We start from the raw sequence: 19,066 nt of genomic DNA on the forward strand, positions 1-19,066 counted from the left end.
TTAACTCTTCTTAACTACGCTCGACTTCAACTGCATCTGGCCGAAACCGTCCACCTTGCAGTCGATATCGTGGTCGCCAACTCCATCAACGAGACGGATGTTGCGCACTTTAGTTCCGACCTTGATCGACGTCGGGCTGCCCTTGACCTTGAGGTCCTTGATGATGCTCACCGTGTCACCATCGGCGAGCGGCGTGCCGAACGCATCCTTGATAACCGCAGCGCCCTGCTCAGCCTCGGCAGCGGCATCCGCCTCACTCGGCGACCACTCGTGCGCACACATTGGGCACACCAAGAGCGCGCCCATCTCGTAGGCGAGATCGCTTGAGCAGTTCGGGCAGAGCGGTAGAGCGTCAGGCATGAGTCACTTTCGGTTCAGCACGCAGTCTGCGGCGTCACCCAATCTACGCCCCATCGCGAGGGCTAGTTGCTGAGACGGTACTCTGCGGTGCCTCTGCCGCTACTCGTTCGGTGAGCCAGAACCCGCGACCACGTCATCCGGTGCAAGTGACAGCGCGACTCCATCGAGGATGTCGTGCTCACTGGTCGTTACCCACTCGAGCGGTCGCCCGGCGGCGGCCGTGGAACCCGCTACCCGCTGCAGAATGGTCGACCAGATGACAGCACCGGCGGTGATGACGTCGACCCGACCGGGATGCATATACGGCAGAGTCGCTCGTTCGGCGCGGGGCATGCGGCTGAGCGCATCACAGGAGCGAAGCACGTCAGCCAGTGGGAGGCGGCTGCCGCTGATGGCCTCTGGGTCGTAGGAATTGAGGCCGAGGGCGTGGGCAGTCACAGTGGTTACGGTGCCGGCCACTCCGATCACCTCGGTAGCGCGGGAGAGATCGACGGTGGCGGTAGCTACGTCGAGGGCTTCGGTGACGTCACGGCGGATGTCGTCGAGTTCGGTCTCGAGCGGCGGGTCACTGTGGATGTTGCGCTCGGCCAGGCGCACGCATCCGACATTCATCGAATAGGCAGAGTCTGGGGTGGTGTTGCCGCGCACTAGTTCGGTGGATCCACCACCGAGGTCAACGACGAGGTACTGAGCTGCGGGCTCGTCGGTGCCGGATGCTGCGGGCTCGTCGGTGCCGGATGCTGCGAGCGCAGTGAGTGCGCCGCGGAACGACAACGCTGCCTCCTCAGTGCCGGGGATTACTTCGGCCGGAACGCCCAGAATCTCGCGGACTGCGTCGGTGAACTCGCCACGGTTGGCAGCATCGCGTGTCGCAGAGGTTGCCACAAAGCGGATGCGCTCGACATCATGCTCGCGGCAGAGGTCGGCGAACTTCTGGATTGCGGCGAGGGTGCGTTCGAGCGCGGCCGCACTGAAGCGACCCGTTCGGTCGACGCCCTCACCGAGCCGAACCAGCTCGAGCGTTCGCACCACATCGCGCAGCCCGCCCTGCCCGTCAAGATCGGCAATGAGAAGGCGGATCGAGTTCGTTCCGCAATCGAAAGCGGCAACACGGGTCATGGGGGCTCCTCATTCGGGGCAATAGCTTCGAGGGTACGCGAGTACTACAGCGATGCCTTATCGACTAGGGCCCGCGCTGCCTTCTCGGCGCGCGCGAGTTGTGACTTGCTGATGGGGTCATGGCCATACCCGGCGCGAGTTTTCATTCCCAGCAAGACATTCAGTGATATTGATGCTTGGTTGTCTACGGCTGCGAGCAATGTAACCGCATCGTGGTGGCTGCTCCCTTTCGCATGTTTCCCGAGGGCGGCTGCGCAAATTGCGTCTGCTGCCGCGATTCCCGCGTGAACATAAAGAGTGACGACAGCGTCTCGCACGTCTTCTTCGTCTGATAGCTCACGGACATCCTCTGCGACGTTCAAGAACTGCTTCGCTTTAGCGCGTCGCCCCTGCTCAACGGCTTTGTCGGCCGCCACCGTTGTGACCTTGTCAGCCTTCGGATTCACGCGCGCTCCTTAACTGCTTCGAAGCCGCTTTCGCAACCACGAGTGGTCTCCAGCGATCTCGACCCCTTCGCTGAGCACGGAGTCGAAAATCGCGGCAGGCTGAACCTCTGAATCGCGGTACACCAAAGGACGCACATCATTGCCTGTCCACACGGTAACTTGGGCAGCAAATTGCTGCACGGACTCTTCCACAGCTTCATCGGCTGCCGAATCCGGCACTACGACCAAGACGTCGATGTCGCTGTCCGTGCGCATTTCGTTGCGGGCAGCCGAACCAAAAAGAGTGACCGTGAGAGGCTGAAACTGCCAACCAGAAATGGTGTGAACCATCCGGACGATCAGCTCACGCTTGGCATCAGCAATCTGCACAATGGCGCCAGCCAGAAGGTGCTCGCGATTGAAGGCGAAAGCATGGCCCCGCCCCGTGATGCGCTGCATGACAACGCCCTGTTCAACGAGTCGCGCCACCGACAGCCGCACTCCCTGATGGGAGCCGTCTTCGGGCAGCAGCTGATGGATCTCGCGAATTGTGAGGTGCTGCTCAGTGCGAACGAGCACCGAGAGCACCTGCGAGTCGATGCCCGTGGTGCTTATTGCTGAGAACGGGTTCTGCAGTCGCATGGCGCCTCCCTCGAGTGCTGCTGGATATCAACCAGCGTTACATAAAAATAGATGAATGTCTATAAATAAAGACGGACGTACTTAAAAATGGATACCACTTCGATATCAGCTGAGCCGTTCCTGCTCCCTTGAGCTTGAGGTCGTTGGCGCTGCAAATAGGTTCACAGAATCGGAATACCTACAGCGATGCCCCGGTTGCACCCAGCGACATTGCAGATCATCTCTGCTCAGCATCTGAAAGGCCCTCTTTATGACCATGCTTCGCGACCGGCTCGCTGCTACCGACTCCCCCATCCTTGATGTGCTTGCCGAGCGGTGGAGTCCCCGCCACTTTGACGCGACCGCGCCGCTCGATGAGGAGGCGCTCAGCAGCGCTCTAGAAGCAGCACGATGGGCGCCGTCCGCCTACAACGGGCAGCCGTGGCGATTGATCATTGCGCGCCGGGGCACTGCTCAGCATGCAGCCATTATCGAGACCCTCATCGGGTTCAACAAATCGTGGGCTGGATCCGCCGCAGCGCTAGTCGCCTTCGTCACAGAACGCACCAACGCTGATGGCAAGCCGCAACCTACTGCCTCGTATGACACCGGTCAGGCCGCCGCCTACTTCACGATCCAGGCGCAAAGCCACGGACTCTTCAGCCACCAGATGTCAGGGTTCGATGCCGACGCACTTGCGGCAGCGTTCGAAGTCGAGAGCCGGTTCACCCCAACGACCATCATGGCCATCGGCGCGATTGGCGATCCGTCCACGATCCCGGAACACCTTCACGAACGCGAAACCACACCCCGCGCACGACGTGCAGCTGCTGAATCGGTACTCGTCAACGCCTAACACTCGATGGCGCGTGGAGTCCGCTAGTTGTTAAAGCGGAACTCCACGACGTCGCCGTCGTTCATGACGTACTCCTTGCCCTCAACGCGCGCCTTACCCTTGGCGCGGGCCTCAGCGATGGAGCCGGTGGCGACGAGGTCATCGAAGCCGATGACCTCAGCTTTGATGAAGCCCTTTTCAAAGTCCGTGTGAATGACACCGGCAGCCTGGGGTGCCTTGGCGCCTTTCGGGATCGTCCAGGCGCGCGACTCTTTCGGGCCAGCAGTGAGATACGTCTGCAGGCCGAGAGTGTCGAAGCCGATGCGGGCGAGCTGGTCGAGACCGCTCTCTTCTTGGCCTGTGCTGGCGAGAAGTTCGGCGGCATCATCTTCGTCGAGGTCGATGAGTTCGGCCTCCAACTTGGCATCGAGAAAGATTGCCTTCGCGGGGGCAACAAGGGCTGCCAGTTCGGCGAGCTTATCGGCGCTGCCGAGCACCGCTTCATCCACATTGAAAACGTAAATGAATGGCTTGGACGTGAGCAAACCCAATTCGCGAATCGGCTCGAAATCAAGCTTCGTCGCGGACGACAACGGCTTGCCCTCGTTCAGCACCGTCTGAGCGGCGAGTGCAGCCTCGAGAACAGCAGGTTCGATGCGCTTAGTCTTGAGCTCCTTCTCGTAGCGAGTAATCGCCTTCTCGAGAGTTTGAAGATCAGCCAGAATCAGCTCAGTGTTGATGGTCTCCATGTCGGAGGCAGCATCCACCTTGCCGTCAACGTGAATAACGTCCGGGTCGCTGAAGCCACGCACGACCTGCGCGATAGCGTCAGCTTCGCGGATGTTCGCCAAGAACTTGTTGCCCAGACCTTCACCCTCGCTGGCGCCCTGCACAATGCCAGCGATATCAACGAAGGAGACTGGAGCAGGCAGAATGCGCTCGCTCTTGAAGATTTCGGCCAGCACCTTGAGGCGCGGGTCGGGCAGGTTGACGATGCCCACGTTAGGTTCGATGGTTGCGAACGGATAGTTCGCGGCGAGCACCGAATTCTTGGTCAGGGCGTTAAAGAGGGTGGACTTGCCGACATTCGGGAGTCCAACGATTGCAATAGTGAGAGCCACAGAAGTCAATCCTACCGGCGATAGCGCCCCCGAGGAACGGGGCCGCTATCGCCGAGCAGAAGCTAGCCGTTGGTTTGCGGGAAGCCCAGGTTGATTCCGCCGTGGCTGGGGTCGAGCCAACGACTCGTCACAGCCTTCTGGCGGGTGAAGAAACGGATCGCGTCGGGACCATACGCCTTAGCGTCCCCAAACATCGAATCCTTCCACCCACCAAAGGAGAAATACGAAACAGGCACGGGAATCGGCACGTTGATGCCTACCATGCCGACCTGCACTTCGCGCTGGAAACGGCGAGCCGCTCCCCCATCGCTCGTGAAGATCGCGGTGCCATTGCCATACTGCGAGGAGTTAATCAGTTCAAGACCCTCGTCGTAGCTGGCGACCCGGATAACCGAGAGCACAGGCCCGAAGATCTCGTGCTTATACACATCAGAATCAGTTGAGACACCGTCGATTAGCGTCGGGCCCAACCAGAAACCATTCGCGTCGCCATCAATCTCGATGCCGCGTCCATCAACAACAACCGTTGCGCCGTCAGTCGTGGCCAACTCGATGTAGCTCGCAACCTTGTCGCGGTGCTGCTGCGTGATGAGCGGACCCATGTCGCAAGAGCGGGTTCCATCCCCGACCGTGAGGCCAGACATCCGCTCCCCGATCTTTGCAATGAGTTCGTCAGCAACGGGTTCGACCGCAACGATGACCGAAATCGCCATGCAGCGTTCGCCAGCGGAACCAAACCCAGCGTTGACAGCAGAGTCTGCAACAAGGTCGAGGTCGGCATCGGGCAGCACCAGCATGTGGTTCTTAGCACCACCGAGAGCCTGAACGCGCTTGCCGTGGTGGGCTGCGGTCTCGTATATGTACTTGGCGATCGGCGTGGAACCAACGAAAGAAACGCTGGCAACATCGGGATGCTCGAGCAGGGTGTCGACGGCGAGCTTGTCTCCGTGCACCACGTTGAACACACCGTCAGGGAGCCCAGCCTCGGTGAAGAGTTCGGCCATCCAAATCGCGGACGATGGATCTTTTTCGCTCGGCTTCAATACAACAGTGTTACCCGCGGCAATTGCCATCGGGAAGAACCAGAGTGGCACCATTGCGGGAAAGTTGAACGGGCTGATGACCGCGGCTACACCCAGCGGCTGCTGCAGGGAATAAACGTCAACACCCGTCGACACGTTTTCGCTGTACTCGCCCTTGCTGAGCGTGGAGATCCCGCACGCGTACTCAATAACCTCAAGGCCACGAGCAATCTCGCCGGCGGCATCCGACAGCACCTTGCCGTGCTCGGCCGTAATGATCGCGGCAAGCTCATCTTTGCGAGCGTTGAACAGCTCACGGAACGCAAACATCACGCTCGTGCGCTTCGCGAGTGAGGTCGTGCTCCAGTCGGCGAAGGCGGCCTTAGCAGAGGCAACACCAGTGTTGACATCAGCGGCGGATGCCAGAGGAACAGTGCGAGCAACAGCGCCCGTAGCGGGATTGAAGACATCGCCGCGGTTGGGCGAATCGCCCTCGGTCGCGGAGCCGTTGATCCAGTGCGGAATAGTGGAGTACATGGGCCTACTTTCGATCGGAGGTGTGCCCAGTCTGCGACTCTAGTGATCTGCAATCAAGACCTAGTCATGCACGGACAATCTGCAAAAACGCACATTTGTGTCTGGCCCGCTAGCGCGGCGGCAACAATTCAGCACCGCGCCGAGCAACCTCACGATGCAACGCAGCACGGACCAACTGCACGGCTTCGACCTCCGCAGCTTCCTTTCGCACCGAAAGCGCAAACTCCAAACGAAAATCCACCGCGTCAGGCAGCACAGCAACCAGCCCCGGATCGTGGGCTGCCATGAACACATGCAGCAGCCCAACCCCGGCTCCCCGGCGTGTAGCCTCCAGTTGCGCAAACACACTCGTGGAACCAAAGCCCACCCGCATGCCGCCGAGCACCGGGGCCAGGTCGAGCTCGCGAACCGTGAGCAGTGCATCCACATAAAAAACGAGCGGATGCCTGTCGAGGTCAGCGACAGAACGAATCGGCGGATGCGCAGCCACATAGTCCGGCGAGGCGTACAGCCGCAGCGCGTAGGCCGCGAGAGGTTCGGAGGCGAGACGCGACGTCGCCGCGGAGCCGATCGTGATCGCCAAATCGAATCCGGCGCCGCGCAGGCTGAGCGGGCGGGTCGACGTGACCAATTCGACGGTGATGGCCGGATGCTCCGCCTGAACTGCCGCGAGCGCTGCGGTGACAAAGGTGGCCCCGAATCCATCGGGCGCAACGATGCGTACGGTGCCGCGCACTTCATCGGCTCCCCCGCTGGCTGCGCCGACCACGTTTTCGACAATGTTTTCGAGTCCGGCAGCCCGGGTGGCGACTTCGCGGCCGATGGCGGTGAGTTCCCAGCCGTCGGCCCCGCGGTCGAGCAACCTCACCCCAAGCGCGGCTTCGAGCCGGTCAATACGGCGGCGCACCGTGGTGTGATCGACGCCAAGAAGGGTTGCGGCCGATACCATCCGCCCGGCCCTTGCGACGGCGATGAGGTAGCGCAAATCGTCGGTGCTCACATCAAGCGGATGCACGGAATCGCTGGCCATTCCCCCAGCCTAGAGCGGGGAACCGCTTGCCCTCCCGCATTGCTCCCCGAAATGTCCGCGCAGGCTGGCACACTGGCGGAATGGATCCCCTCCTCGCACTCATCATCGGTCTGCTCATCGGCGCTGTTCTTGGCATCGTTATCGGGCTGCTCGTCGCCCGCGTGCGCGCGACAACGCCGACAGACCATGTCGACCCCGAAGTGCTTGAGGCACGCCACCAAGCTGCGATCGCGCAAGTGACCGCCACAGAGAAGGAGCAGCAGTCTCGGCTTTCGGCTGAATTGGCATCCATCACTGCCCGCGCTAGCGCACTGGGCGAACAGGTTGCTTCGTTGCAACAGCAATATAGAGAGACCATCGACCGCCAGCGTGATGAAGCTCAAGCTTTGGCTGAGCGCGAGCGCCGAGAATCAAAAGTCCTCCAGGCGCTCACTCCTGTGCAGGAGACGCTGCGCACAATGCAAAACAAGGTCACCGAGTTGGAGTCGCAGCGCAGCCTGCAACACGGTGAACTGAGCCAACAGCTGAAGTCGGCAACAGAATCTGAAGAGCGTTTGCGCAGCACCGCCGAGTCACTAGCATCGGCTCTGCGCAACAACTCCACCCGTGGCGTGTGGGGCGAGACTCAGTTGCGCAACGTCGTGCAAGCGGCAGGCCTTATCGAGCGCGTCGACTTCGACGTGCAGTCGAGCATCAATTCGGATGCTGGCGCTGGCCGCCCCGACATGGTCGTGCACCTCCCCGGCGGCAAGAACATTGCCGTAGACGCCAAAGTACCGTTCACCGCCTTCTTAGAGGCAAGCCAAATCTCCGTCACCGCCACCGGCGAAGAAGGTGCTCGCCGTGAGGCCCTCATCAAGCAGCACGTCAAGGTGATGCGCGGCCACATCGACACCCTGGCCAGCAAGGCATATTGGGCCGGACTCGACGCCTCCCCCGAACTCGTCATCGCCTTCATCCCCAGCGAATCGCTTGTGTCATCCGCAATGGAAGCTGACCCCTCGATCATGGATTACGCCTTCGGCAAACGCGTCGCCCTCGCCTCCCCCGTGACCCTGTGGTCGGTGCTCAAAACTGTCGCGTTCTCGTGGCAGCAAGACGTGCTCACCGATCAGGCCAAGACCCTGTTCGACCTCAGCAAAGAGCTCTACCAGCGACTAGCCACCCTCGCCGATCACGCCGACAAACTGCGTCGCTCAATCGACACCACCGTGAACAGTTACAACCAGTTCGCGAACTCTCTCGAAACTCGCGTGCTCGTGACCGCCCGCAAGCTCAACGCACTCGACGAATCAAAAGTCATCGGCACCACGAACACGGTCGAGGGAACGCCGAAGCACATCACGGCAGTCGAAATGGAACTCGAACTACCCGAAGAAGGCGCCTAGGTCAGTCGCTCCGCACCAACAGGACTAGTGGTCGAGCCACTTCTGTGCGAGGTGATCTGCAGTGATGCGACGGATCGTGCCCGAATGTGACCGAAGAACAATCGACTCCGTACGAATAATGGGGCCCATCCGGCGCACCCCTTTCACGAGTCCGCCATCGGTAACCCCCGTCGCCACAAAGAACGTGTTGTCACCGGAGACCATCTCGTTCGCGGTATAGACGTGGTCAAATTTCAGGCCGGCATCCACCCCCCGTTGACGTTCATCGTCAGTCTGCGGGGACAGAATTGTCTGGATCTCGCCGCCCAGAGCTTTGATGGCACACGCGGTCGCAACACCCTCCGGGCTGCCACCGATACCCACACACATGTCGATACGAGTGCCATATAGCGCCGCGTTGATTCCACCGGCAACATCGCCGTCGAGCATGAGCCGAGAACCCGCACCGCTGGCACGGATGTCTTCGATGAGTTGAGCATGACGAGGGCGGTCAAGCACCGCAACCACCACATCCTCGACCGGCTTACCCTTTGCCTTCGCGAACGCCCGAATGTTCTCAGCTATCGGCTTGCGGATATCGATAACACCGACACCCTCAGCGCCGGTAACAATCTTGTCCATGTAAAAAACGCTGGAGGCGTCGAGCATTGTTCCGCGGTCAGATACCGCGATCATTGAGATCGCATTCTGCCTTCCGGCGGCGGTCAGCGAGGTGCCGTCAATAGGGTCTACCGCAATGTCACAGGCGGGGCCACGACCGGTGCCCACGTGCTCTCCGTTGAACAGCATGGGAGCCTTATCTTTCTCCCCCTCACCAATCACCACGAGGCCGTCGAAATCGACGGTGCCCAAGAACTTGCGCATCGCATCAACTGCGGCACCATCGGCACCGAGCTTGTCGCCCTTGCCAATAAAAGGAACCGCGCGAATCGCAGCCGCTTCAGTAGCTCGCACGAGCTCAAGAGCGAGGTTGCGATCGGGGTGGAGGAAAAGCGTGCCGGTTTCTAAACTCACCTAGAGGCATCCTTCGTAGATAGTGGTCGACTGGGGACGCGCCGGTGGTGGTCAGCGCAGCGCCCAGCCTACCGGAATCAACGTTCACCCTCGCCAGCCACTGGTACCGCCGTCCCGCGCCGCAACAGTTCGCACCCGCCCAGTGGGGGTGGATAGAATCGACGCGAGCCGGACCAGAGCGGTAGTCGGTACCGTATGAGGAGAGACAACAATGCCCGTCGCAACCCCAGATCAGTACTCAGAGATGCTCGACAAGGCTAAGAAGAACTCTTTCGCCTACCCCGCCATCAACGTATCGTCGTCCTCGACGATCAACGCCGTGTTGCAAGGACTCAGCGATGCTGGCTCTGACGGCATCATTCAGGTAACTACCGGTGGCGCCGACTACTTTGCCGGCCAGTCGGTTAAGGCACGCGCATCCGGAGCTCTCGCCTTCGCAGCATTCGCCACCGAGGTTGCCAAGAACTACCCGGTGACCGTCGCGCTCCACACAGACCACTGCCCCAAGAACGCTCTCGATGACTTTGTTTACCCGCTGATCGCGGCATCCGAAGCTGAGGTCAAAGCCGGTCGCAACCCGATCTTCCAGTCGCACATGTGGGATGGCTCGGCTGTTCCACTCGACGAGAACCTCGCTATCGCGCGCGAAATCTTGCCTCGCATGAGGGCAATCAACTCGATTCTCGAAGTTGAAATTGGTGTTGTCGGCGGCGAAGAAGATGGCGTGAGCCACGACATCAACGACAGCCTCTACACCACGCTGGATGACGTCATCGCCACTGTAGAAGCGCTCGGTCTGGGCGACCAGGGTCGCTACATCGCCGCCCTCACCTTTGGCAACGTGCATGGTGTGTACAAGCCAGGAAACGTCAAGCTGCGCCCCGAACTGCTGGGCGAAATTCAGGCCGGTATTGCCGCAAAGTATGGCACGGGCGCGAACCCTCTCGACCTCGTATTCCACGGTGGATCAGGTTCGACCGACGCCGAAATCGCTACCGCTGTTGCGAACGGTGTCATCAAGATGAACATCGACACCGACACCCAATACGCCTACAGCCGGTCAATCGCCGACACTGTTCTGCGTAACTACGACGGCTTCCTGAAGGTCGACGGCGAAGTCGGAAACAAGAAGATTTACGATCCGCGCGCCTGGGGCAAGATCGCCGAGTCCGCCGTCGCAAAGCGTGTTGTTGAGGCGACTCAGCAGCTCGGCTCGGCTGGCCACTCCGGCAAGTAATCATTCACGCTAGACGGGGTCGACTTTCGGGTGGGCCCCGTTGCGTCGTTAACGCGCCCGACAACGCAGTGTGTGTAGAGCTCTCGATTACTACGGCTGCTGCTGAAGGCCGTCGACGTATGCCATGAATCCCGGATCGCTCATGACCGTAACAAGGATCGCGACGACGAGGGCTATTCCAGCAATTACGGCACCGACGATGGGGATCCAAAACGCGATGCGTTTGCGTTGAATCTGAATGAGCGAGAAAACGATGGCGAGCACCAGCACCACAAGGCGAACGATGTTGGCTGCGCCTCCCGCCTCGGCCGCCAAGGCCTCTGATGAGAATGACTCGACGCCCTGACCCGCAAGTCCCTCCCGCAACGCAGGGCCCAAGTTGGAGACGGTGCTGAAGGTATTGATGACATCCACAACGCCGAAGAGCAACAGGGTTGAGGTGAGCAAGACGTCCCACATGCGTCGTTTGCGCTCGGGCGCGATCGCAGCATTCGCCGTGTTGGCAAAATGTGGCTGCGCTGCATCGGGACGGTGAGTGGACGAAGCCGAGCCGAGGTCTCGCGGTGCCACCGGAGGAGCCGGCTGTTGCGGTGTCACGGATGCATCCGAGCTCTGCGAATCAACGGCACCATCACTAGGGTGTGACGGCGCAGCGATTGGCAGCGGTGCGTACTCGCCGTATTTTGGTCGGGGGCGCGGGTCAGTCATTATTTATTGCCAATCGAGTTTGCGATTGCGCCCGCCGAGGCCACGTTCGTCAGGGTTACCTGCGGCATCAGTGCGCAGTTCTTTAGGGAGCGAAAACATGAGATCTTCCTCGGCGGTTACGACGCTAGACACATCACCGTAACCTGCGTCCGCAAGGTCGGCGAGCACTTCTTGAACAAGAACTTCGGGAACGGATGCGCCGCTCGTGACACCGACGGTCGAGATGCCGTCGAGCCACTCCTGTTTGATTTCGCTCGCATAGTCAACGCGATAAGCGGCCTTGGCGCCGTACTCGAGGGCAACATCCACCAGTCGCACGGTGTTTGAGCTGTTTGCGCTCCCAACGACGATGACGAGTTCTGCCTCTTCGGCGACCTTCTTAATCGCGACTTGACGGTTTTGGGTGGCGTAGCAGATGTCGTCACTCGGCGGATCTTGCAGAGTGGGAAAGCGTTCGCGCAGCAAGCGCACCGTTTCCATGGTTTCGTCAACGCTCAGCGTGGTTTGTGATAGCCACACGAGGTTGTCGGTGTTGTCGATGACAATATTGGGCACATCGGCGGGACTGTTCACGAGGATGGTGCGTTCGGGTGCATGACCCATCGTGCCTTCAACCTCTTCGTGCCCGTCATGGCCGATTAGTAAGATTTGGTAGTTGTCGCGTGCGAAGCGAGTGGCCTCGCGATGCACCTTGGTGACAAGAGGACACGTCGCATCGATTGCGTGCAACTCGCGGTCGGCAGCGCCCTTGACCACTGCAGGAGAGACACCGTGGGCAGAGAATACGACCGTCGACCCCTCGGGCACTTCGTCGACATCATCCACAAATATCGCGCCCTGTGCTTCAAGGGTGGTCACGACATGAATGTTGTGCACAATCTGCTTGCGTACGTAGATGGGAGCGCCATAGTTGGCGAGCGCTTTCTCGACCGCGATGACCGCCCGATCTACTCCTGCACAGTAGCCGCGAGGAGCAGCCAGCAGCACACGTTTGACACCGGCAACCGGTAGATCTTTCAACTGTTCGCGGCGTGCAGGCATCTGGGGCATCGCTAGCGCTTGGGCGCTTCCGTTAGAAATGGTGCTCACCCAATTGATTCTACCGAAGAGTGCTGCACGAACGCCGAGCGCACTGCGGTATCGGCGGCATCCTCTACCCTGTAATGACGAGCTTGAGGAGGCTAGGTGACGATCACAGAGGGCCCGCCCACCGTTGATACTCCGTGGCCGGTGTCGGTGCTGTCGCACAAGATTCGCGGTTGGATCGAACGTCTGGGCACCGCCTGGGTTGAAGGTGAAATCACCCAGTGGGGTGGTTCGGGCGGCAACATCTACGGCAAGCTCAAAGACCTCGACGTGGATGCCACCATTTCGTTCACGATTTGGTCATCGGTGCGCACCAAACTTCCCAACGACCTGAAGCAGGGCGACCGCGTCGTCGCGCTCGTCAAACCCAACTATTGGGTCAAGGGTGGAACGCTCACAATGCAGGTGCTCGAGATGCGGCACGTTGGTCTTGGCGATCTGCTTGAACGCCTCGAACTGTTGCGCCAGAAACTGCGCGCGGAGGGTCTCTTCGACCACAAGAAACCGCTGCCGTTCTTGCCCAACTGCATCGGCCTTGTTACCGCGAAAGATAGTGACGCTGAAAAAGATGTGCTGCGCAATGCACAATTGCGCTGGCCGGCCGTAAAGTTCCGCATGGCCTACGCGGCGGTGCAGGGCGAACGCGCCGTCAAGGAAGTCTCTGAGGGGATCAGAGTGTTGGATGCCGACCCTGAGGTCGATGTCATCATCATCGCCCGCGGAGGTGGAGACTTTCAGAACCTGCTCGTGTTCAGCGACGAATCGTTAGTGCGCACGGCTGCGGCCTGCCAGACTCCTCTAGTTTCTGCGATCGGGCACGAGAATGATCGGCCCTTGCTCGACGAGGTCGCCGACCTGCGAGCATCCACCCCCACGGATGCCGCCAAAAGGGTCGTCCCCGATGTTGCTGAAGAGTTGAGCCGGGTGCAGCAGGCACGCGCGGGGATGCGGCTGCGCATCACTCAACGCTTGGGGCATGAGGGTGATCGCTTGGAGTCTTTGCGCACCAGACCGGTGCTGGCGAATCCGGTGTCGCTCGTTGATGCGCACGCCGATGAGCTTTCCCGTTACGTTTCTCGCAGCAACGAGTTGGTTGAGCGTGCGATCGAGAAGGCGCATGCCGGGGTGACCGAACTCACGGGTCAATTGCGTGCCCTTTCTCCACAGCGCACTCTGCAGCGTGGCTATGCGATTGCGCAGCTTCCGGATGGCTCTGCCGTGCGTTCGCGCGCCGATGCCCCCGACGGCACCGAGTTGTTACTCACGGTGGCCGACGGCAAGATTTCCACCACTGTCACCGGCCAGCCGGCAGACACCTAGAGAACAGTAGAATTACATCGTGGCTACCCCCAGTGAGACTCCCGTCAGTGACCTCAGTTATGAACAAGCTCGGGATGAACTCATCTCCGTTGTCAATGAGCTAGAGCAGGGTTCTGCGACGCTTGAACAGTCACTCGCCCTGTGGGAGCGCGGCGAAGCGCTGGCACAGCGGTGTGAGGAATGGCTGATCGGAGCGCGTGCTCGCCTCGATGCCGCGAGAAGTGTTGCGCCGACGGGTGCTGATGCCACGGGTGACACGAGTGCTGACCAATAATGGCAAAGAGCACTGGACCACGCGTCGTCGCAGAACTGGGCCGCCCCGAAACGCCTGACGAGACGTTCGCACGTAAGGCCGAGAACTCGCGCAAGCACCGAGCGAACCAGACGCTGTTCAACCTTGTCATCGCAACGGTTGCTTCTCTCGGCATTGTCTTATTTCTTGTGTTGGTCGTGGTCCGCCCGACCAGCGAGGAGCCTGTCACTGCGGACTACCAAACCATTGCCGCTGACGCCCAGACGAATGCCAGCGAGCCCCTTCTCGCGCCGACCCTGCCCGCTGTGTGGTACGCGAATTCGGCTCGGCTCGGTACCACCTCGTCAGTTCAGACCTGGTATGTCGGCTTCGTGACACCGGCATCACCGTCGTCGCAGTTTGTTGCTCTTGAGCAGGGCATCGACTCGAACGAGACCTGGCTCTCAATCGTTACCGACGGTGCGCTCGCGACCGACACCACGACGATCGGTGGAATCGATTGGACAATCTACGACCGTCGCTCGTCCTCAGACACCGGAAACTACGCATACTCCATGTCAGCGCAGATTGCAGGCAGCACGGTTGTATTGCACGGAACGGCCACAAACGAAGAATTCGAACTACTGGCGGCCGCGATCGCTGCCGAGTCGGAGAGTGAATGACGAATCCCACCAAAACACCGGCACAGGTGTGGAACGAGATGGCGCGCGGCAATGAGCGTTTCGTTGCTGGCGAGCCCCACCATCCTCGCCAAGACGTTGAGCGTCGCACCGAACTCGCGCTGGCTCAAGCGCCTCACGCTGCGCTGTTCGGGTGCAGTGACTCTCGCCTCGCTGCTGAGATCATTTTTGACAAAGGTCTCGGCGATCTTTTTGTTGTACGCAACGCCGGCCAGATCATCTCCGACTCCGTGATCGGCTCCCTCGAGTACGCAGTCGGCGTGCTCAACGTGCCACTCATCCTCGTGCTCGGGCATGACGAGTGCGGTGCGGTTGCGGCAGCGATCGAGTCGCAGGTGGCAGACGCTCCTGTGCTCCCCCCACACATCGAGTCACTCATCGCGAAGATCGTGCCCGCCGTGCGCCGAGTGGCCGGTAGCGAAACTGGCGCCATCGACATGGCGACGATCAGCTCGACTGATGTCGGCCGCGAACACTTGCGCGAAACGATCGCCGAACTAGTGAGCTCCTCTGAACTCATCAGTGATGCGATCGCCGCGGGTACGCTTGCAGTAGTGGGCGCAAACTATCGCTTGCTTGAAGGTAGGGCTGTGCCTGACGTCGTCGTCGGCATGGTCTAGCGCTCTCCACCACGTTCTCACACCAATTCGCTCGCAAACAAAGGACTAGAACGCTGTGACGAGTTCAACCGAATACCGCATCGAACACGACACCATGGGCGAGGTACGCGTGCCCAAGGATGCCCTCTACGGCGCTCAGACCCAGCGTGCCGTTGAGAACTTTCCCATCTCGGGCACTGGTCTAGAGCCAGCCCAGATCGTCGCTCTCGCGCGCGTCAAGCGCGCAGCAGCGATCGCCAACAACGAACTCGGCAAGCTTGATCCGGCCATCGCAGACGCCATCGTCGGCGCCGCAGACCAGATCATCGACGGCCAGCACCACGACCAGTTCCCGGTAGACACCTACCAGACCGGCAGCGGCACCTCCTCGAACATGAACATGAACGAGGTGCTCGCCCGTCTCGCGAGTGACTCGCTCGGCAGCGTCGTTCACCCCAACGACCATGTGAACGCTTCGCAGTCATCAAATGACGTGTTTCCCACTTCGGTGCACCTCGCCGTGACCGGTGCGCTGATTGGTGACCTCATCCCTGCCCTTGAACACCTCGCTGCAGCGCTCGACGTCAAGGCAGAGCTGTGGAAAGGTGCGGTAAAGGCTGGCCGAACGCACCTCATGGACGCAACCCCCGTAACCCTCGGCCAGGAATTCGCGGGCTACGCTCGCCAAATTCGTCTCGGTGTCGCGCGCGTGCAGTCGAGCATCCCGCGGGTCGCAGAAGTACCGCTCGGCGGAACCGCAGTCGGCACCGGAATCAATACCCCGTTGGGCTTTCCGCAACGCGTGATCGCAATTCTTGCCGAGAACTCAGGGCTGCCGATTACGGAAGCCGAAGATCATTTCGAAGCTCAGGGTGCGCGCGACTCCCTCGTTGAAGCATCGGGCGCACTGCGAGTGATCGCCGTCTCCGTCACCAAGATCTGCAACGACCTGCGCTGGATGGGCTCAGGCCCCAACACGGGCCTCGGCGAACTACACATCCCCGACCTCCAGCCCGGCTCTTCGATCATGCCCGGCAAGGTCAATCCCGTCATTCCCGAAGCCGTGCTGATGGTGTGCGCACGCGTCATCGGCAACGATGCCACAATCGCCTGGGGTGGAGCATCCGGAGCATTCGAACTCAACGTGGCTATTCCTGTCATGGGAACCTCGCTGCTCGAGTCGAGCCGACTGCTGTCTAACTCGCTGCGAGCACTCGCCGACAAAACCGTCGACGGCCTCGAAGCGAACCTGCCGCGTGCACTCGCATTGGCCGAGTCGTCGCCGTCAATTGTGACACCGCTCAACAAGATCATCGGCTATGAAGCCGCCGCCAAGATTGCCAAGCACTCGGTTGCAGAATCGATGACGGTGCGCGAAGCAGTAATTGACCTCGGTTTCGTCGAACGCGGCGAAGTCACCATCGACCAGCTGGATGCCGCACTCGACGTACTGTCGATGACTACACCCGGCTAGTCTCCGAGATCCACCAGCGTGAGGGGCGCACCGTCGAGAGCTTCGACGGTGCGTTCTCCTATGGGGTCACTCAACGAGATGGGAATTAACACTGATCCGGTGAGGTCGTCACCCACCGGGCACCCCACAATGTTGTCAGGCGTCGAACCATCACTGGGCGTGGGAAGCCCGTAGAGCACAGCAAGCTGAACCCGTTCGGGCGTCTCGATCACCACTACACGTCGCGGAATGCACAGCAGCGGCCCCCGCACCTTGACAACCACATCCGCGCCACTAATCGTCGAATCTGTCTCGTTGGGCGGACTGCCGATATAACCCGGGATGTTGGTGGTTCCGAGGCGGGAGAACGGCTCGAGATTGAGCAGATATAGCGGCGCTCGTTCTTCGTCGTTCACCGGCAAATAGCTGTCGATCGGCACATCAACGAGAGTGTCGTCTGTCGACTGGTTCGTTTGAAAACTGCGGTACACGAGCAGCGGCTGTGGCGTTCCCCACGTCTGCTCGATGTCGTTGGTGCGTGGCAACTCAACAGGTTCTCGACCGGCAGACCACATCATCGCGAGCACAATTGTCAGTAGCGCTACGCCAAGGGCTATCGCGGAAATGAGCCGACGGTAGGCGTAGGCGGCACCGCCCGGTTCAGAACTGTGCACGTCGGTTACAGACCACGAAAAAAGGCTGCGCCACTGGTTTCGGGGAGCAAAAATCGCCCACGCAGCGGCCACCCCTAAGGGAACCGCGATTAACCACCAGACCCAGCCCACGAAAAAACCTTACGTTGTCTGAGCGTGACTCGCTGACACTCGCACGGCACGCTCAGACTTCGAAAGGCAATTCTTAGGTGAGTTCGTTACCCTCCAAGAGCTCGGTGACGAGGGCCGCAATCGCAGAACGCTCGGAGCGAGTGAGAGTAATGTGCCCGAATAGCGAGTGGCCCTTCAGCGTTTCAATGACCGAAGCGACACCATCGTGGCGTCCAACACGGAGGTTGTCACGCTGTGCAACATCGTGGGTCAGAACGACACGAGAGTTCTGACCGATACGGCTGAGCACTGTCAACAGAACGTTACGTTCGAGCGACTGTGCCTCATCCACGATCACAAAGGCATCGTGCAACGAGCGACCGCGGATGTGCGTGAGCGGAAGCACCTCAAGAAGGCCACGATCAAGCACCTCTTCAAGAACATTCTCAGAAACAACCGAACCCAGAGTGTCAAACACCGCCTGAGCCCACGGGTTCATCTTCTCGGAAGCATCACCGGGCAGGTACCCCAACTCCTGGCCCCCCACCGCGTAGAGCGGCCGGAACACCATGATCTTGCGGTGCTGCTGCTTCTCCAGCACAGCCTCGAGGCCGGCGCAAAGCGCGAGAGCCGACTTGCCGGTTCCTGCCCGACCACCGAGGGAAACAATTCCGAGTTCCGGATCGAGCAACATCTCGATCGCCAGACGCTGTTCAGCGCTGCGCCCGTGAAGACCGAAAATGTCGCGGTCGCCACGTACGAGCGACATCTTGCCTCGCGCCGTTACCCGCGCAAGTGCCGACCCCCGCTCCGAGTGCACGATGAGCCCCGTATTGATCGGCATGTCACCGACAGTGCGTGAATGGAGTTCCTCTTTGTCGTATAGTTCGGCGACCTGCTCGCCACTCAACTCGATTTCCGCCTGCCCTGTCCAGCCAGAGTCAACCGCAAGCTCGGCGCGGTACTCCTCAGCGGCGAGACCGATGGATGCCGCCTTTACCCGCAAAGGAAGATCCTTTGAGACGACCGTGACATCCAATCCCTCGTTTGCGAGGTTCAGCGCAACAGCAAGGATTCGCGAATCGTTGTCGCCGAGCTGCAGCCCAGACGGCAACACCGACATGTTGGAGTGGTTGAGCTCGACGCGCAGAGTTCCGCCATCCTCACCGACCGAAATCGGAAAGTCGAGGCGCTCATGCTTCACCCGCATCTCGTCAAGATTGCGCAACGCTTGCCGCGCAAAATACCCAATCTCAGGGTCATTTCGTTTGGCTTCGAGTTCGGTGATCACCACTACGGGTAAAACAACATTGTGTTCGGCGAACCGCTTGATCGAACTCGGATCGGAGAGCAATACGGAAGTGTCGAGCACGTAGGTGCGCTCGGCTTGTCGTTGGGCCCGCCCTCCCGCCTTCGACGTGGTGTTCGTGGTCTTGGGGGTAGCTAGCTCGGCCAACGTGCACTCCATCCCCGGGTGCGCGAGCACTCGGATCC

Annotated in this window: 20 protein-coding genes; 8 read left to right on the forward strand and 12 right to left on the reverse strand. The window is 60.3% G+C overall.

Annotation, left to right across the window (positions count from 1 at the left end):
• From AADH44_RS09730 to AADH44_RS09745, 4 genes are all read right to left on the reverse strand, one after another.
• Positions 1 to 360 carry a zinc ribbon domain-containing protein YjdM gene (locus AADH44_RS09730; protein WP_341952607.1) on the reverse strand — a complete coding sequence of 120 codons (360 nt, stop codon included), beginning with the start codon at positions 358 to 360 and terminating at the stop codon, positions 1 to 3.
• A 99-nt stretch (positions 361 to 459) separates the two neighbouring features.
• Positions 460 to 1,479, reverse strand: a complete 1,020-nt coding sequence (locus AADH44_RS09735) for a Ppx/GppA phosphatase family protein (RefSeq protein ID WP_341952608.1) — start codon at positions 1,477 to 1,479, stop codon at positions 460 to 462.
• Between the two features lie 44 nt (positions 1,480 to 1,523).
• On the reverse strand, positions 1,524 to 1,925 hold the full coding sequence (locus AADH44_RS09740) for a hypothetical protein (RefSeq protein WP_341952609.1): 402 nt from the start codon (positions 1,923 to 1,925) through the stop codon (positions 1,524 to 1,526).
• Between the two features lie 9 nt (positions 1,926 to 1,934).
• Positions 1,935 to 2,546, reverse strand: coding sequence for a nucleotidyltransferase domain-containing protein (locus AADH44_RS09745; protein WP_341952610.1), 612 nt, complete (start codon positions 2,544 to 2,546; stop codon positions 1,935 to 1,937).
• A gap of 250 nt (positions 2,547 to 2,796) precedes the next feature.
• Between AADH44_RS09745 and AADH44_RS09750 the strand changes: the two genes are divergently transcribed.
• The gene (locus AADH44_RS09750) at positions 2,797 to 3,381 is read left to right on the forward strand and encodes a nitroreductase family protein (RefSeq protein ID WP_341952611.1); all 585 of its coding nucleotides are present in this window, start codon (positions 2,797 to 2,799) and stop codon (positions 3,379 to 3,381) included.
• A 23-nt stretch (positions 3,382 to 3,404) separates the two neighbouring features.
• Here the strand turns inward: AADH44_RS09750 and ychF are convergent, their stop codons facing one another.
• The 3 genes from ychF to AADH44_RS09765 form a co-directional block, all read right to left on the reverse strand.
• Entirely contained in the window at positions 3,405 to 4,481 is a 1,077-nt protein-coding gene (gene ychF / locus AADH44_RS09755) for a redox-regulated ATPase YchF (RefSeq protein WP_341952612.1), read from the reverse strand.
• 62 nt (positions 4,482 to 4,543) lie between these two features.
• Entirely contained in the window at positions 4,544 to 6,040 is a 1,497-nt protein-coding gene (locus AADH44_RS09760; RefSeq protein ID WP_341952613.1) for a CoA-acylating methylmalonate-semialdehyde dehydrogenase, read from the reverse strand.
• 109 nt (positions 6,041 to 6,149) lie between these two features.
• Complete coding sequence (locus AADH44_RS09765; protein WP_341952615.1) at positions 6,150 to 7,070, reverse strand: LysR family transcriptional regulator; 921 nt, start codon at positions 7,068 to 7,070, stop codon at positions 6,150 to 6,152.
• An 80-nt stretch (positions 7,071 to 7,150) separates the two neighbouring features.
• Between AADH44_RS09765 and rmuC the strand changes: the two genes are divergently transcribed.
• The gene (gene rmuC / locus AADH44_RS09770; protein WP_341952616.1) at positions 7,151 to 8,458 is read left to right on the forward strand and encodes a DNA recombination protein RmuC; all 1,308 of its coding nucleotides are present in this window, start codon (positions 7,151 to 7,153) and stop codon (positions 8,456 to 8,458) included.
• Between the two features lie 24 nt (positions 8,459 to 8,482).
• Here rmuC and glpX read toward each other — a convergent pair whose 3' ends face one another.
• A complete protein-coding gene (gene glpX / locus AADH44_RS09775) occupies positions 8,483 to 9,472 on the reverse strand; it encodes a class II fructose-bisphosphatase (protein ID WP_341952617.1) in 990 nt (329 codons plus the stop codon).
• A 211-nt stretch (positions 9,473 to 9,683) separates the two neighbouring features.
• On the opposite strand from glpX, the gene fbaA reads away from it, so the two are divergent.
• The gene (gene fbaA, locus AADH44_RS09780) at positions 9,684 to 10,709 is read left to right on the forward strand and encodes a class II fructose-bisphosphate aldolase (RefSeq protein ID WP_341952618.1); all 1,026 of its coding nucleotides are present in this window, start codon (positions 9,684 to 9,686) and stop codon (positions 10,707 to 10,709) included.
• 90 nt (positions 10,710 to 10,799) lie between these two features.
• Here the strand turns inward: fbaA and AADH44_RS09785 are convergent, their stop codons facing one another.
• Both AADH44_RS09785 and AADH44_RS09790 read right to left on the reverse strand, forming a co-directional pair.
• A complete protein-coding gene (locus tag AADH44_RS09785; protein WP_341952619.1) occupies positions 10,800 to 11,417 on the reverse strand; it encodes a DUF6264 family protein in 618 nt (205 codons plus the stop codon).
• Between the two features lie 3 nt (positions 11,418 to 11,420).
• A complete protein-coding gene (locus AADH44_RS09790) occupies positions 11,421 to 12,467 on the reverse strand; it encodes a 4-hydroxy-3-methylbut-2-enyl diphosphate reductase (protein ID WP_341954981.1) in 1,047 nt (348 codons plus the stop codon).
• 135 nt (positions 12,468 to 12,602) lie between these two features.
• On the opposite strand from AADH44_RS09790, the gene xseA reads away from it, so the two are divergent.
• The 5 genes from xseA to AADH44_RS09815 are packed head-to-tail and all read left to right on the forward strand — an operon-like array spanning position 12,603 to position 16,829.
• Positions 12,603 to 13,823 carry an exodeoxyribonuclease VII large subunit gene (gene xseA / locus AADH44_RS09795; RefSeq protein ID WP_341952620.1) on the forward strand — a complete coding sequence of 407 codons (1,221 nt, stop codon included), beginning with the start codon at positions 12,603 to 12,605 and terminating at the stop codon, positions 13,821 to 13,823.
• Positions 13,824 to 13,842: 19 nt separating this feature from the next.
• Positions 13,843 to 14,097, forward strand: coding sequence for an exodeoxyribonuclease VII small subunit (locus AADH44_RS09800; protein ID WP_341952622.1), 255 nt, complete (start codon positions 13,843 to 13,845; stop codon positions 14,095 to 14,097).
• Positions 14,097 to 14,738 (forward strand): DUF4245 domain-containing protein, encoded by a 642-nt coding sequence (locus AADH44_RS09805; protein WP_341952623.1) that lies wholly within the window; start codon positions 14,097 to 14,099, stop codon positions 14,736 to 14,738. The genes AADH44_RS09800 and AADH44_RS09805 overlap by 1 nt, the downstream gene beginning before the upstream one ends.
• A complete protein-coding gene (locus tag AADH44_RS09810; RefSeq protein ID WP_341952624.1) occupies positions 14,735 to 15,376 on the forward strand; it encodes a carbonic anhydrase in 642 nt (213 codons plus the stop codon). The genes AADH44_RS09805 and AADH44_RS09810 overlap by 4 nt, the downstream gene beginning before the upstream one ends.
• 55 nt (positions 15,377 to 15,431) lie before the next feature.
• Positions 15,432 to 16,829 (forward strand): class II fumarate hydratase, encoded by a 1,398-nt coding sequence (locus AADH44_RS09815; protein WP_341952625.1) that lies wholly within the window; start codon positions 15,432 to 15,434, stop codon positions 16,827 to 16,829.
• Here AADH44_RS09815 and AADH44_RS09820 read toward each other — a convergent pair.
• Complete coding sequence (locus AADH44_RS09820) at positions 16,826 to 17,593, reverse strand: fumarate hydratase (protein WP_341952626.1); 768 nt, start codon at positions 17,591 to 17,593, stop codon at positions 16,826 to 16,828. The two genes, AADH44_RS09815 and AADH44_RS09820, sit on opposite strands and share 4 nt — an antisense overlap.
• A 73-nt stretch (positions 17,594 to 17,666) precedes the next feature.
• Complete coding sequence (locus AADH44_RS09825) at positions 17,667 to 18,944, reverse strand: PhoH family protein (protein WP_341954983.1); 1,278 nt, start codon at positions 18,942 to 18,944, stop codon at positions 17,667 to 17,669.
• Positions 18,945 to 19,066: the final 122 nt, after the last annotated feature.

It is taken from the genome of Salinibacterium sp. TMP30 (genome assembly GCF_038397785.1).
Lineage (GTDB): Bacteria > Actinomycetota > Actinomycetes > Actinomycetales > Microbacteriaceae > Rhodoglobus.